12 protein-coding genes, 1 pseudogene and 1 riboswitch are annotated in these 14,790 nt (G+C 62.6%); of the genes and pseudogenes, 12 read left to right on the top strand and 1 reads right to left on the bottom strand.

Features of this window, described 5'->3' with window-relative positions; translation table 11 throughout:
- The first annotated feature begins 3 nt into the window (after positions 1-3).
- The 6 genes and pseudogenes from rhaI to EKO19_RS29695 all read left to right on the top strand — a co-directional run bounded on the left by rhaI (position 4) and on the right by EKO19_RS29695 (position 7,196).
- Positions 4-1,308, top strand: coding sequence for an L-rhamnose catabolism isomerase (rhaI, locus tag EKO19_RS29720; protein ID WP_129781049.1), 1,305 nt, complete (start codon positions 4-6; stop codon positions 1,306-1,308).
- Between the two features lie 239 nt (positions 1,309-1,547).
- Positions 1,548-2,324 carry a HipA family kinase gene (locus tag EKO19_RS29715; protein ID WP_129781337.1) on the top strand — a complete coding sequence of 259 codons (777 nt, stop codon included), beginning with the start codon at positions 1,548-1,550 and terminating at the stop codon, positions 2,322-2,324.
- On the top strand, positions 2,302-2,688 hold the full coding sequence (locus EKO19_RS29710; protein WP_129781048.1) for a DUF3037 domain-containing protein: 387 nt from the start codon (positions 2,302-2,304) through the stop codon (positions 2,686-2,688). Before EKO19_RS29715 ends, EKO19_RS29710 begins: the two co-directional genes overlap by 23 nt.
- A 139-nt stretch (positions 2,689-2,827) precedes the next feature.
- A pseudogene (locus EKO19_RS40050) lies at positions 2,828-4,273 on the top strand (DEAD/DEAH box helicase); the annotation flags it as partial.
- 786 nt (positions 4,274-5,059) lie between these two features.
- Positions 5,060-5,749 (top strand): DbpA RNA binding domain-containing protein, encoded by a 690-nt coding sequence (locus tag EKO19_RS40045; protein ID WP_129781336.1) that lies wholly within the window; start codon positions 5,060-5,062, stop codon positions 5,747-5,749.
- A 453-nt stretch (positions 5,750-6,202) separates the two neighbouring features.
- A riboswitch (cyclic di-GMP riboswitch) is annotated at positions 6,203-6,290 on the top strand.
- Between the two features lie 153 nt (positions 6,291-6,443).
- The gene (locus tag EKO19_RS29695; RefSeq protein WP_129781047.1) at positions 6,444-7,196 is read left to right on the top strand and encodes a fibronectin type III domain-containing protein; all 753 of its coding nucleotides are present in this window, start codon (positions 6,444-6,446) and stop codon (positions 7,194-7,196) included.
- A 62-nt stretch (positions 7,197-7,258) separates the two neighbouring features.
- Here the strand turns inward: EKO19_RS29695 and EKO19_RS29690 are convergent, their stop codons facing one another.
- Positions 7,259-9,052, bottom strand: a complete 1,794-nt coding sequence (locus tag EKO19_RS29690) for a DUF885 domain-containing protein (protein ID WP_129781046.1) — start codon at positions 9,050-9,052, stop codon at positions 7,259-7,261.
- A 121-nt stretch (positions 9,053-9,173) separates the two neighbouring features.
- On the opposite strand from EKO19_RS29690, the gene EKO19_RS29685 reads away from it, so the two are divergent.
- The 6 genes from EKO19_RS29685 (at position 9,174) to EKO19_RS29660 (ending at position 14,789) form a co-directional block, all read left to right on the top strand.
- Positions 9,174-10,058, top strand: a complete 885-nt coding sequence (locus EKO19_RS29685; RefSeq protein WP_129781045.1) for an RNA polymerase sigma-70 factor — start codon at positions 9,174-9,176, stop codon at positions 10,056-10,058.
- A 77-nt stretch (positions 10,059-10,135) separates the two neighbouring features.
- Complete coding sequence (locus EKO19_RS29680) at positions 10,136-10,624, top strand: carboxymuconolactone decarboxylase family protein (RefSeq protein ID WP_129781044.1); 489 nt, start codon at positions 10,136-10,138, stop codon at positions 10,622-10,624.
- A 65-nt stretch (positions 10,625-10,689) separates the two neighbouring features.
- Positions 10,690-11,844, top strand: a complete 1,155-nt coding sequence (locus EKO19_RS29675; protein WP_129781043.1) for a sensor histidine kinase — start codon at positions 10,690-10,692, stop codon at positions 11,842-11,844.
- Positions 11,841-12,581, top strand: a complete 741-nt coding sequence (locus EKO19_RS29670; protein ID WP_129781042.1) for a LytR/AlgR family response regulator transcription factor — start codon at positions 11,841-11,843, stop codon at positions 12,579-12,581. The genes EKO19_RS29675 and EKO19_RS29670 overlap by 4 nt, the downstream gene beginning before the upstream one ends.
- Before the next feature lie 102 nt (positions 12,582-12,683).
- Complete coding sequence (locus EKO19_RS29665) at positions 12,684-13,847, top strand: acyltransferase family protein (RefSeq protein WP_129781041.1); 1,164 nt, start codon at positions 12,684-12,686, stop codon at positions 13,845-13,847.
- A 96-nt stretch (positions 13,848-13,943) separates the two neighbouring features.
- Complete coding sequence (locus tag EKO19_RS29660; protein WP_129781335.1) at positions 13,944-14,789, top strand: peptidylprolyl isomerase; 846 nt, start codon at positions 13,944-13,946, stop codon at positions 14,787-14,789.
- The last annotated feature ends 1 nt before the right edge of the window (position 14,790 follow it).

Raw genomic sequence — 14,790 nt, 5'->3', positions numbered from 1 at the left:
ACCATGGTTGGCACTTACACCGATCCGCGCGATCGTTCTTTCATCGCCGACGCCAACGCGAAGTTCTTGAAGGATGTCGATGCTGACTACGCGGCACTCGGCGCGATCCTGAGTCGGCGAGGCATCGATATCGATGCAGTCACCGCCGCCGTCGCGAGCTTTGGTGTCGCCATTCCCTCGTGGGGCGTCGGCACTGGTGGCACTCGTTTCGCGCGCTTTCCTGGCAAGGGCGAACCGCGCAATGTGTTCGAGAAGCTCGAGGATTGCGCGGTCATTCACAGCCTGACCGGCGCGACTCCCACGGTTTCTTTGCACTTGCCCTGGGATTTCACCGAGGACATGCCGGCACTTCGTCAGCGCGCGACCGCGCTCGGGCTGGGCTTCGATGCGGTCAATTCGAACACGTTCCAGGATCGCCCCGGCCAGAAGCTGTCCTATAAGTTCGGTAGTCTTACGCATACGGACGCGGCCGTTCGTGCGCAGGCGGTGGAGCACAACGTCGACTGCATTCGCATCGGCCAACTGCTCGGCTCGAAGGCGCTGACCGTGTGGATCGGCGATGGCGCGAACTTCCCCGGCCAGCAACATCTGGGGCGCGCATTCGAGCGTTATCTCGAATCGACCGCGCGAATCTACGCTGCCTTACCTGCCGACTGGCGCATGCTCATCGAGCACAAGATGTATGAGCCGGCGTTCTATGCGACGGTGATTCAGGATTGGGGCAGCTCGCTGCTCGCTGCGCAGACCCTTGGCCCGAAAGCGTTCTGCCTGGTCGATCTTGGCCATCATGCGCCCAATGTGAACATCGAAATGATCGTGTCGCGCCTGGTGCATGCCCGCCGGCTCGGGGGCTTCCATTTCAACGATTCGAAGTACGGCGACGACGATCTGGACGCAGGCTGCATCGATCCCTATCGGCTGTTCCTGATCTTCAACGAGCTGGTCGACGCGCAGTGGCGCAAGCTGCCGGACTTCCAGCCGGCGCACATGCTGGATCAATCCCACAATGTCACCGATCCCATCGAGAGCCTGATGACCAGCGCCATCGAGTTGCAGCGGGCCTATGCCCAGGCGCTGCTGGTCGATCGGCAAGTACTTGCCGATTATCAACAGGACAACGATGCGTTGATGGCGGCGCAGACGTTGAAGCGCGCCTTCACCACCGATGTGCAGCCCATCCTGGCGCGCGCCCGCTTGCAAAAAGGCGCGGCGGTGGATCCTGTAAGCGCTTACCGTCGCAGTCACTATCGACTCGCCTGTGCGGATCAGCGTCCCGCGATCCAGAATTTCGGCGGCGGTATTGTGTGATTGTCGGCTGGAGCGTGCTCTGAGCACGCTCCCATTCAACGGTTCGTCGCATATTCCCGCGTCTCTTGCCCTGTAATCCTTCGCTGTCGATATCCTATTGAGTCGGTCTTACGACCATCGGCATCGTTGCGGCCAGGGTAGTCGATACATTCGGTTTGGATTTATCGTCCCAAGCTGCTCCCAGTCTGCTGATTCTCGGCTATATACTCCGGCCGCCGAAGCAGTGTGGATTGCAACGCTTGCGAACCGTCGTCGTCACCCGCTATGTCACTCCTCTGCGCGAAGGCGGTTCCGTACCCGCCATCGTCGAAGCCGATGACGAAGGCATGTACGTCATCAAGTGGCGCGGCGCCGGGCAGGGACCGAAAGCTCTGATCGCCGAGCTGGTGGCTGGCGAGATCGGTCGCGCCGCCGGCCTGCCCATCCCCGAGGTGGTGTTGATCGAGCTCGATCCGGATCTGGCGCGCACCGAGCCCGATGTCGAGATCCAGGAATTGATTCGCGCCAGCGCCGGGCTCAACGTGGCGCTCGATTATCTGCCCGGCGCGATCACCTTCGATCCAGTGGTGTTCCAGCCCGACGCGCCGCTGGCCTCGAAGATCGTCTGGTTCGACGCGTTCGTCACCAACGTCGATCGCACGGCGCGCAACACCAACATGCTGGTCTGGCATCGCCAGCTGCGCCTCATCGATCACGGCGCCGCTTTGTATTTCCATCACTCCTGGGCGCAATATCTGGAACGGAGTCGGGATGCGTTTCCCATGATTCGCGATCACGTGCTGTTGCCGTTCGCCAATGCGCTGGATGAAGCGCACGAGTTCATGCTCTCCCGCATCACGCCCGAAGTGATCCGCGACATCGTCGCGTTGATTCCCGATGCGTTGTTACGAGGCGATGCGACGTTCTCCAGCGCGGCCGAGTATCGAAGTGCGTACGCGGAATATCTGTTGCGACGCTTGGAGTCGCCGCACCTGTTCTTCGTGGAGGTGAAGCGTGCGCGCTCCCTGCTCGTATGATTACGCCATCATTCGCGTCGTCCCTCGGGTCGAGCGCGAAGAGTTCGTGAACGTCGGCGTGATCGTTTCCTGTCCGGCGCTCGATTATCTGGCCGCGCGCATCGAGCTCGACGAGGCTCGCCTGCTGGCCTTCGCGCCGGGCGTCGATATCGATCTGGTCCGTGAAAATCTCGCCAGTATTCCCGCTATCTGCGCCGGCACCGGCCCGATCGGGCGGCTGACCCTGCGGGAGCGGTTCCATTGGCTGGTTGCGCCTCGAAGTACGATGATTCAGACATCCTCGGTGCATACGGGGCGCAGTGACGATCCGTCCCGCCTGCTGGAGCAGTTACTGCAGAAAATGGTGCGCTCGGGCGCGCGCTGACACGTCTACGGATTGGTCATAACCGGCCTTTTAGGCCTAAAATCACTGCGAAATTGAGTGTTTCCTGCGGTTTTGCCGCCGGATGTGTACACTCGCGCGCCTTTTCCGCTGTCCGCGCTCGCGTGCGTCCGAGGTTTCCTTGCCCGCTCCTTCCGATCAGACCCCGGGCGAAAGCCCGACTTTTAGTGACCTCGCCCTGGGCGACGCCGTGCTCAAGGCATTGCAGGACGTGGGCTACGAGTCGCCTTCGCCCATCCAGGCCGCGACCATTCCCCAGCTGCTCGAAGGGCGCGACGTGGTGGGCCAGGCCCAGACCGGCACCGGCAAGACCGCGGCATTCGCGCTGCCTATCCTCACCAGGATCGACCTGGACGAGGCCGTCCCTCAGGCGCTGGTCCTGGTACCGACGCGCGAGCTGGCGATCCAGGTCGCTGAGGCGTTCCAGAAATACGCCACTTACCTGAAGGGATTTCATGTACTCCCCGTGTACGGCGGACAGAGCTATACCCCGCAGCTTCATAGCCTGCGCCGGGGTGTGCATGTGGTGGTCGCGACCCCGGGTCGCGCGATGGATCACATCAAGCGCGGCACGCTCAATTTGTCGTCGCTGAAGCATCTGGTGCTGGATGAGGCGGATGAGATGCTGCGCATGGGCTTCATCGACGATGTCGAATGGATTCTGGAGCAGATTCCGGCCGAACGTCAGATCGCGCTGTTCTCCGCCACCATGCCGACCCAGGTGCGCCGGATTGCCCAGCAACACCTGCGTGAGCCGGCCGAAGTCACCATCAAAAGTAAGACGACCACGGCGAGCCAGATCCGGCAGCGGTATTGGATCGTCAGCGGTATGCACAAGCTCGACGCGCTCACTCGAATTCTCGAGGCCGAGGCGTTCGATGCGATGATCGTGTTCACTCGGACCAAGATTGCGACGGAAGATCTGGCGCAGCGGTTGTCCGCTCGCGGCTTTTCTGTCGAGGCGCTGAATGGCGATATCGCTCAACAGCAGCGTGAGCGCACGATTGCGCGGTTGAAGGCGGGGCAGATCGATATTGTCGTTGCGACGGATGTCGCGGCTCGCGGCTTGGACGTTGAGCGCGTCAGTCACGTCGTCAATTACGATGTTCCTTACGATCCCGAGTCGTATGTGCATCGCATTGGCCGCACTGGTCGGGCGGGGCGCAGTGGCGAGGCGATTCTGTTCATCGCGCCTCGTGAAAGAAACATGTTGCGTGTGATCGAGCGCGCCACCCGGCAGAGCGTCCAGCAGATGCAGATGCCGACGATCGAGGATGTGAACGAGCGGCGGGTCGCCAAGTTCAATGAGAAACTGACGGCGGCGATTGCGGCGAATGCCGGCCAGGCGTTCATGTCGCTGATCGAGAATTATGAGCGGGACAACAATGTTCCCGCGCTGGAGATCGCTGCTGCGTTGGCCAGCATCGCGCAAGGTGCGACACCGCTCTTGCTCGAGCCCCAGGTGCGGACGAATCGTGAGCCTTGGTCGCCTGAAGGGGCGGAGGGTGGCGATCGCGCGCCTGGTCGCGAACGTGCCCCGCGGCCGGATCGAGATCGAGCTGCGCGTAATGAGAAGTATGCGAAGCGCGAGCGCGATCTGCGCGGGCGTGAGGATGAGGGGGCTTCGCAACCGGCGTGGTCGAGTTCGGAACAAGCGGACGACGCTGGCGCTCGTCCTGAACGCGCTTCGCGCTCGGAATGGGCGCCACGTGAGGATCGAGGCTCGCGACAGCGTGATGCCGGTTCGGAATGGGCGCCACGTGAGGATCGAGGCTCGCGACAGCGTGATGCCGGTTCGGAATGGAAGCCTCGTGAAGAAAGGCCTTCGCGACAGCGAAAGGCCTGGTCGGATTCGGAGTCCGAATCGCCCGGTCGGGGCGAGCGGAATGAGTGGCAGGAAGAAGTGGTCGGCTCCGAGTACGTCTCCGAGTTTTGGAAAGCGCCGAGCGATCAAGCGGCGCCGAGCCAACAAGGTCCGAAGCCGCCAAATCGACGTGAGCGTCGGGCGGCCGAGCGTGCGGAGCGCGAGCGGCTTGCGGCGGGTGGTGAAGCTGTCGCGGGCGAGAATGTCAGCGCGGGCGAAAGCCGCACTTCCGGTGCCGCCGAGGCGGAGAAGATCAGCGCGAGCGAAAGTGGCTACAGCGACACTGCCGCGGCTGGGAAGGTCGGCAGGGGCGAAGGTGGCTACAGCGACACTGCCGCGGCTGAGAATGTCAGCGCGAGCGACGGTGGCTACAGCGGCGCTGTCGCCGCTGAGAATGTCAGTGCGAGCGAAGGTGGCGATACTGATGCTGTCAGCAATGAAGCTGGCGGTGGCGATCAAGAAGTCACTGCTCGTGAAGCCACGCGTGCCATGCGTGACGAAGAAAGTCCGCGAGAAGAGCGTCCGCGTGCGGATCGAGGCTTGCATGAGCGTCGGCCCTCCGCAGACGAAGCTCGGCCGCGCAAGCGAGCCGAGTCGCGTGACTTCAACGAAGGCGAGCGTCCGCGTAGACGAGCAGAGGCTCGCGACGTTAGCCAAGACGCTCGCTCGGAGCGGCGCGCTCCGCCTCGCGATTCCGGCGGTGACGATCGCCCGCGTGCGCACAGTCAAGATCGCGACTTCGGTGGCGACGATCGCCCGCGTGCGCGCAGCCAGGATCGTGACTTCGGTGGCGACGACCGTCGTCCGCGTCGGGGCGGCGACGAGGAAGTTGAAACCTATCGCATCGAAGTCGGCCATGACCATGGCGTGAAGCCGGGCAATATCGTGGGCGCCATCGCCAATGAAGTCGGCCTGGAAGGTCGTCACATCGGCCGCGTCGTGATCCAGGACGATCACAGCTTCGTCGATCTTCCCAGCGGCATGCCCAAAGAGGTATTCCTGCAGCTGCAGAAAGTCCGCGTCGCCGGGCAGCCGCTCCAGATCAGCCGGGCCCTGAAAACTCACGTCGAAAAGCTCCGACGCGACCGTCCGGCGGGGCCGAAATTCCGCAAGCCGACCGATTCCAGAGGTCCACGTTCCAGCGCCCGTCCGCCACGCGACAACAAGCGACGTCGCTGATTTCAGCGGCCCGCTGCCGCCGCCAACGCCGAAAAAAGCCTGAAAATACAGGCTCAAACGCGCCGACCGGCCAGACGGTCGGCGCGTGAAGCAGTTCACATTTCGCTCACACTCCCGCATAAGAAACATCGGCAATGTTTTCTGCGGGCGTCTCGATACCGCGACGTTGCCGCTATTCGCCGACAGGATTGAGTATCCGCCGGGGGTGGTTATGCTCCATCCCGCGTCGAGACATTGGGTGCCTCTCCGATGGGTAAGGAGCCGCGCAAGCGCGAAACTGGCAGCCACTGATCAATTAGAAGGGTTCGTAAGGAAAGCGAACGCCGCAGCGGGTCGAGGAAGTATTGAAGCTTCTCGTCTGACTGAAACTCTGTGACAGCCGTACTGGCTGTGCGCCCCTGCGCGCGCAGTCACCGGCGGGTCGCACCTCGGATGGAATAAATCGAGGCTCGCTATCGTCAAGGGCAAACCCGTCGAAAGTCGGGGACGCAAAGCAACCGGTCTACAAGGGCTCACGCCCGATGACAGCGGGGCTGCCAAATTAGCGAGAGCAAACCGTGCCACTGGGGCTCGGTGCGTTCTATGTGTACGCGAGTACACCGATGATTTGTCGGGTCACATTCAGTGACCGCGTCGCCCTTGGAAATTCACGTCGTGCGCGCAAGCGCGCGGCAGAAGTAACAAGGGTTATCAGATGCAGAAGGCGAATGTCGGTAAGTGGATGCAGCGTGGCGGTTTGTTTGCGCTGGTGATGACGGGCCTCATGACCGCGGGCTGTGGTGGTGGTGGCGGCGGTGGCAGCAGCGGCACGACCGCGAGTGCCAACAGCGCCAGCGGCAGCAATGCCGCTCCGACGATTTCAGGCACCGCGAGCGCAACGGCCAGCGTCGGCAGCGCGTACTCCGCGACTCCGCAGGCGACGGATGCCGATGGCGACACGCTTGCGTTCTCCATCCAGAACAAGCCGGTTTGGGCGAATTTCAACACCGCCACTGGCGCGCTCACGGGCACGCCGACCGCGGCAGCCACCTTCGCCAACATCATCATCACCGTGAGCGACGGTAAGGCCACCGCTTCGTTGCCGGCCTTCTCGATCACCGTGGGTGCTGCTGCTACTGCAGGTTCAGGTTCGAGCTCCGGTTCTGGCTCCGGCTCCACGACGCCGGCCGAGGCGGTCGCTTCCGGTCCGAACGTCGCGCTGTCCTGGAATGTCCCGACGCAGACCGTCGACGGTGAGACGCTGCAGAACCTCGCCGGCTATCGCATTCACTACGGCACGAATCAGGACGCGATGGTCAATTCCATCGAAGTGCCGAGCGCCGGTGTGAACACCTACACGGTGCAGAACCTGAGAGCGGGCTCGACGTATTACTTCGCGGTGCGCGCGATCACTGCGGATGGTGACGAGAGCGAGATCTCGAACGTGATCTCTCGCGTGATCGGCTAACTGGATCATCGTCCGCTGACGATGAGGGCTGGCGTCGTCGTGATGCCAGCCCTTTTTTTCTTTTAATTGGCGGCGCTGGCGCTGGTCACGTAGCGGTCGACTTCGCGACCGAGCAATTCCAAGGGCACGCTGCCCGTGCGCAGTACGACGTTGTGGAATTGTTGAGGCGACCATTTGTCGCCGAGCGCGGCGCGAGCTCGATCCCGCAGCTCGAGGATCTGCAGCTGGCCGATCATGTAAGAGCAGGCCTGCCCCGGATACACGACGTAACGCTCGACCTCGCTCGCTTCCAGGCCGTAATCGATGGCCTGCTGACGCGTCCACTTCTTGGCGTGCAACCCAGTGTCCACCACCAGGCGACGAGCGCGGAACAACTGCGCATCCAGCATGCCGAGCAAACCCTCCGGATCGCCGTCGTACCAGCCGTTCTCAGCGACCAGTTTCTCCGCATAAAGCGCCCAACCTTCCGACAGCGCGGAGATGCCGCCAAGCACGCGCGCCTGACGGAACTTCGGCAGGTCGGTGTTCTCTTGCTCGAGCGCGATCTGGAAGTGATGACCCGGCACGGTCTCGTGATACACCAGGGTGCGCAGGCCAAACTTCGTCATGCGCTGGGGACGCAGCGGCATCTGGAAAATGGCTGAGCGCGAGCCATCGAGCGGCGCGCGATTGTAGTTCGCGGCGGCGCTGGCTTCACGGAAGCGAGGGAACGGTTGCGCGACGACGGGCGACTTCGGCTGCAAGTCGAACAACGTCGGGCTGCGCTTGAGCGCGTCGGCAATCATGCCATCGATATCGTGCATGATGGCCGCACGACTCGAGTCCGACGTCGGATCCGGATAAGCCAGATCCTCGCGCAACTTCGCAGCCCGCGCCGCCACCGTGCCTTCAGTGCGACCGAGCTTGCGGAAGATCGCATCCATCTCACCCTCGATGCGCGCCACCTGTTGCAAGCCGATCTGATGGATCTCTTCGGCCGTGAGCTTGGTGGTCGTGAAGCGGCCGAGCGCATAGGCATAGGCCTGATCGCCGCCTTCGAATCGCCACAAGCCCGCGTCGTTCGTCGCTTTCGGCAGCAGGCTTTCGAGCAAGCCGATCGCGCGATGCCAGGACGGATACACCTGCTCGGTGACGATACGAGTCGCCTGCGCCTGCAGCTCGGAGCGCTGCGCCGAGCTCAGTCCTTCGATGCCCTGAATGCGTTGAGCGAACGCGGTGACCAGCGGGTTTTGCGCGGGGGCCACATCGCTGAAGCCGCGCATCGACTTGAGCGTCGATTCGATGATGAAGCGCGGCGGCACCATTTTCCGGGTCACGAGCTGCTTGGCTTCGGCCACCGACTCATCCATGCGCGTCCCGATGAGCTTCATACGTGTCACGTAGTTGGTCGCGTCCGCCGGCTTCACCAGCGGATGACGCAGCGTGAAGGTCTCGACCAGCCCGACGTTGGTGCCGCCGAACTGCTCCAGCGGAAAGTCGAAGTCGAGAAACGCTTCGCTGGCCGCGACCTGCTCGAGCTGCCATTGCATCAGCTCGGCGGACACGCGCTGCGACTCGTTCATCTTGCTGCGATCGAATTTGGCCAGGTCGGCGAGGCCGCGCTTGGCGCGCTTGATACGTTCGAGCGTATATGCGCGCGTGCGTGGCGTGAGCTGCCGTTCGAGCTGGGTCTGTTCGTCGCCGGAGAAATAGCGCGAACTGGTGGCGAGATCGGGATCGGCGCGCACCCATTCATCGGTGAAGCGCGCGAAGAACGCGTCAACGGTGGAACGGCTGGCCGGAGGGGCCTGTGCCAGTGCCAGGCACGGTAGTAATAGTGTGTACGCAAGTACCAATAGCAGTTTAGGTCTCTGCATATTTTCCCCTTCAGTTCAGGCCTGCCGCAAAAATCGGCAATCACGATGCCATAATGAGCCGGCCTTGTCACAGCGCCGGCCTCTGGCTCGTCTGGACGGGTCGAGGTCTGTCTTCTGAATCATGAGCCCCAATCCAGCCGCCACCGCCACTGCTTTTGCCGCCGAGCGCGCGCGTTTGCTCGGCATCGCCTATCGCATGCTCGGCTCGCGAGCCGACGCGGAAGATGTATTGCAGGACGCATGGTTGCGCTGGAACGAATCGGGCAATGCCGATGTGCGCTCGACCCAGGCGTGGTTGACCACCATCGTGACCCGGTTGTCCATCGATCGGCTGCGCTCGGCGAAGGCACAGCGCGAGGTCTACATCGGGCCGTGGTTGCCCGAGCCGCTGGCGGATATCGATCCGGTTACCCCTGAATCGACAGCGGAGCTGGCGAGCGAGCTGTCGCTGGCGTTTCTGAACCTGCTCGAACGGCTCGGGCCCGACGAGCGCGCCGCCTTCGTTCTGCATGACGCGTTCGACTGCGACTACGACGATATTGCCGAAGTGCTGGGCAAGAGCCCGGCGGCCTGCCGGCAACTGGTGCATCGGGCGCGCGAGCGGGTCATCGCTGAACGCCGGCGCTTTGAAGTGGATGAACAGACCCGCCGGCGCATGCTCGAACGATTCATCGAAGTCGCCAATGCCGGCGACCTGCCCGCCATCAAGGCGCTGTTCGCGACTGACGCCCGCCTCGTGACCGACGGCGGCGGCAAGGCTGTAGCCGTGCGTCGAATTCTGCACGGCGCCGAGCGCATCGCTCAGCTGTTCAAGATGATCTTCCGTCGCAACGCGTCGGGGGTGGAACGACGCATCGTGCGGGTGAACGGCGAGCTGGGCCTGGCCACGTCGTTCAGGGGCAGGCTGCATTCGGTGACGACCATCGACACCGACGGCCGGCGCATCTACGCCTACTACTCGGTCGCCAATCCGGACAAGCTCGGCGCCTTCCTGCCGCGTGCCTGACTTTTTGCGCCGGGCCGTCACAGCCCGGCGAGCTCGCTCGTCTAGGGGGTGCAAACACCTTTTATTGGAGCCCGAGCATGAGTCAGCAGCGTCCGTTCAATTTCATGAAGCATCCCGACCTGTTCAAGGCCATGTCGGGTCTGAGCGCCGGCTTCGAGCATGCCACGCTGGAACATTCCCTGATCGAGCTGGTGAAGCTGCGGGCGTCGCAGATCAACGGCTGCGGTTTCTGCGTGGACATGCATTCGAAGGATGCCCGCCTGGAGGGCGAGACCGAGCAGCGGCTGTATTTGTTGAGTGTGTGGCGCGAGGCCCCGGGCATCTACAACGATCGCGAGCGTGCCGCACTGGCCTGGACCGAGGCCGTGACCAAGCTGGAAAACCAGCATGTTCCGGACGCGGTTTACGACCAGGCACGTGCGCAGTTCAGCGATGAGGAGCTGGCGCGCCTGACCCTGGCCGTGGTCGCCATCAACGGCTGGAATCGTTTCAACATCGCGTTCAACGTGCCGGCCGGCAACTACAAAGCCGGCAGCCTCAAGGCGATGCGCGCCCAGGCGTCCTGAAGCGGTTCCGTCCCGCTTGCCCCAAAAATGAGGTCGGGCAGCCATGTGGCGACTACACTCGCCGCATGGCTGTCGTTGCTCCCACCGCGCCTGCTATTCGAGCCCGCCGCGGCCTGATCGCCGCGATTTCGCCGGGGCGCCTGTTGCTATGGCTGTGGGCGGCGTTCTGGCTGATCATGATCCTGGTCGCGGTCCAGGACAGTCTTCATAACCCCTATATCGAGTGGTGGCAGCCGCTGCTTTGGGAAGGATCGTCGTGCGTCGGCGCCACCGTGTGGCTGCTCTGGCAGCGTCATAACAAACAGCGATTCGCACCCTATCTGGATCAGCCGTTGCAATGGTTCGCGCGGCATCTGATCTGGTTGCCGTTGCTGGCCGTGACCTTCATCGGATTCGCGTACGGCGTGCGTCACGGGGTCTATGCGCTGCTCGGCCGTGCGTATACGCATGAGTCGTGGCTGTTCGTCATGGGTTACGAATCGCTCAAGCTGTTGCTGTTCGCCGGGCTGTGGCTCGGAATCATTTTTGGTTTCGATTCGTTCGAGCAGTGGCAGGCGCAGCGACGTCATCTGCTGGAGTTGCAGAAGTCGCTGGCCGAGGCGCAGCTGTCTCAGCTCAAGGCACAACTGCGGCCGCACTTCTTTTTCAACACACTGAACACTATCTCGGCGCTCATGCACGTGGATGTGGAGCGGGCCGATCGCATGCTCGCGCGGCTTGGCGATCTGCTTCGGATCAGTTTGCAGATCAACGATCGGGAGATGACGACGTTGCGTGAGGAAGTGCGCGCGCTGGAACTGTTCGCCCAGATCATGCAAGAGCGCTTCGCGGATCGGGTCACTCTGAGCTGGAATATCGATGCGGGTATGCTGGATGCACAGGTGCCGATGCTGCTGGTGCAGCCGCTGCTGGAGAATGCGTTCAAGCATGGCGTTGAGCGCAGTGTCGGGCCGGTGAGTATCGAGATCGCCGCGCGTCGAGAGGGTGAGTCTCTGGTGTTGGAGATTCGGAACACTGGCTCGCGCCACGCGAATTCGTTGGATGCGGCGATGCCTGTCGATTTGCGGACGGGAGCGGCGACGGGGTATCGCGAAGGCGTCGGGCTGCGAAACTGCCGTGAACGATTGAAGGTCATTTATGGCGATCGGGCGACGCTGCAATTGGCGGGCGAGAATGGCTCAGTCGTCGCGAAAGTCACACTGCCGGAGCGGCCGGCGTGATTCGCGTGCTCGTTGCGGATGATGAATCGCCAGCGCGGGACAAGCTGCAGCGTTGGCTCGGCGAGCTGAGTGACATTGAAGTCGTCGCTCGCGCGGAGGATGGGTTGCAGGCGGCGGCCTGCATCGATCAGCTGCGGCCGGAGGTGGTGTTTCTGGATATCCAGATGCCCGGGCTCAGCGGGCTCGAAGTAGCGGCGCAGCTGGAGCAGGCGACCGCGCCGCTGATCGTCTTTGTCACCGCTTACGACGAGCATGCGGTGAAAGCGTTCGAGCTGAACGCGGTCGATTATTTGCTCAAGCCGTATGACAAGGAGCGATTGCTCAAGGCTGTCACGCGCGTTCGTGATCGCTTCGGCGACAAGCAGGCGCGTGCGCCGGCGGTGGCGACTGCGCGAGCGCAGACGGGATCGAGTGAGCGATTGCTCGTGCCGGAAGGGGAGCGGTTGCAGCTGATCGATAGCAGTTCCATCGATTGGCTGGAGGCGGACGATAATTATGTTCACGTCCACGCCGCGGGCCGGAAGTTTCTATTGCGGCGGACGTTGCAGGATTTGTTGGTGCAGCTGGGGGAGCAGCGCTTTGCGCGCATTCATAAATCGGCGGCGGTAAATATCGCGGCGGTGTCCTCACTCACGCCCTTGTTCAAGGGCGACTACGAGGTCTCACTCCGCAACGGTGCGATGCTGAGGCTGAGCCGCCGCTACAAGGACGCGCTGTTCGCCCGCATGGGGCACTGAAATCCCGCTCGCCACACGGCTGTCGCCGCTGGCCACTCAGTCGCTGCGCCGCTGCGCTTCACGCGCGACGATCGCCCATCGCAACAGCGTAGGGAGATCGACATGGATCAGGTCACGATCGTTCACGGCGAGCGTTACGACTTTCTGGATTGGCTCCGCGTCATCGCGATATTCGTCCTGCTGTTCTTCCACACCGGCATGATCTTCGTCGGCTGGGGCTGGCATGTCATGAACGATCAGCGCATCGAATCGCTAGTGATTCCGATGGATATCTCGCATCGCCTGCGCATGCCGCTGCTGTTCGTCATCGCCGGCGCCGGCATGTGGTTCGCGCTTCAGCGTCGCACCGGCGGTCAGCTGTTGAAAGAGCGAACCGTGCGATTGCTCCTCCCGTTGATCATCGGCATGTTTCTGATCATCCCGCCGCAGGTTTTCTACGAGCGCCTGTTTCAAGGCCAGTGGCACGGCGGCTTCCTGCAATTCTTCTGGGAGCGCACCCTCCAATTCCGCCCCTACCCCGCAGGCGATTTCAGCTGGCATCACCTGTGGTTCATCGTCTATCTCTACGTTTACGTGCCACTGTTGCTGCCGCTGATGATGTGGTGGCGCAACCGAGCCGACAAACTGAAATCCGGAGCATGGCTATACGCCCTGGCCCTGCCGCTCGCCATCAATGAAGCGTTGCTCAAGCCGCTCTTTCCGGAAACGCACAACCTCGTCAACGATTGGTACGTCTTCAATCACTACCTACTCCTCACCATTTACGGCTACGTGCTCGCGTCCACCCCCGGCAGCTGGCAATGGTTCGCCGCACGCCGGCACCAGTTCGCGATTGGCGGCATCGCCGTGTACGTCGTTGCGACGCTATTGTTCGAACAGGGTGTCATCCACCGCGACACCCCGGTGGATGCGTTCGTCGCCAACATCTTCACTTGGGGGTGCTTGATGGCATTCCTGGGCTACGGCTATCGCCATCTGTCGTTCTGCAACCCACTGCTGCGCTGGGCGCGCGACGCGAGCTATCCGATTTATATCCTGCATCAGACCCTGATCGTCGCTATCGGCTATTACGTCGTCCAAACGTCCTGGAGTCCGTGGATCAAGTATTGGGCGGTGCTGATCGCGACGCTGGTCAGCTGCGGTCTGCTCTATGAGCTGGTCGTCCGACGTTTCGGTGTCACCCGGTTCGTTTTCGGAATGAAACGCCGCCGCGCTGCGGAGTCACGGGAGGTGGCGGCCACGGAGCGAGGCTCTGCCGTGGTTTGATTTGGGCACGGGACGGATGCATAGTCGCGGCGAACTAACAAGGAACTGGCCGTGCTCAACTCTGTCCGTGTCGTTGCGATTGCTTTACCTCTATTGATGGCGACGATGCCGTCGCTGGCCGCGGGCCGCACCATGGCCGATGTGCTGGCGGCATCGAAGCCGTCCGACTGGCGGCCGCTGGATCCGAACAACACGCTGTACATGGACCTGCCGGGCGGGCGCGTTGTCATCGAGCTGCAACCCGATTTCGCGCCCAAGCACGCCGCCAACCTGCGCGCGCTGGCTCGTGCCAGGTATTTCGACGGTCTGGCCATCACCCGTTCGCAAGACAACTACGTGGTGCAATGGGGGGAGTCGGACGGCAAGAAGCCCATGGGTGAGGGGAAGGCGGCGCTGCCGGCGGAGTTCACTCGTCCCGCCGCCGGGTTGAATTTCACCGTGCTGCCCGATCCGGATACTTACGCCGCTCAAACAGGCTGGGTGAATGGCTTCGCCGCGGCCCGCGATTCCGCGAAGGGTTCGGCGTGGATGGTTCATTGCTACGGCGTGGTCGGCGCAGGTCGCGATAACGACGTGAACAGCGGCAGCGGCACCGAGTTGTACGTGACCACTGGAATTGCGCCACGGCTGCTCGATCGAAACATCACGGTAGTCGGTCGAGTGGTGCAGGGCATGGAGTTGTTGTCGGTCATGCCTCGCGGCAAGGGTGCGATGGGTTTCTATGAAAAGCCTGAAGAGCGCACACCGATTACTCAGGTTCGTCTGGCTGCCGACGTGCCCGCGGCGGAGCGGGCCAGGCTCGAGGTGCTGAGGACGGATACGCAGACCTTCACCGACCTGGTGGAGTCGCGGCGTAACCGGCAGGATGAGTGGTACAAAGTCCCAGCCGGTCGCATCGATGTTTGTAACGTCCCGCTGCCGGTCCGGAAGGAGCCATCATAAT

Source organism: Peristeroidobacter soli (genome assembly GCF_004138485.1).
Classification (GTDB): domain Bacteria; phylum Pseudomonadota; class Gammaproteobacteria; order Steroidobacterales; family Steroidobacteraceae; genus Steroidobacter; species Steroidobacter soli.
This window is presented reverse-complemented; position numbering and strand designations above follow the sequence as displayed.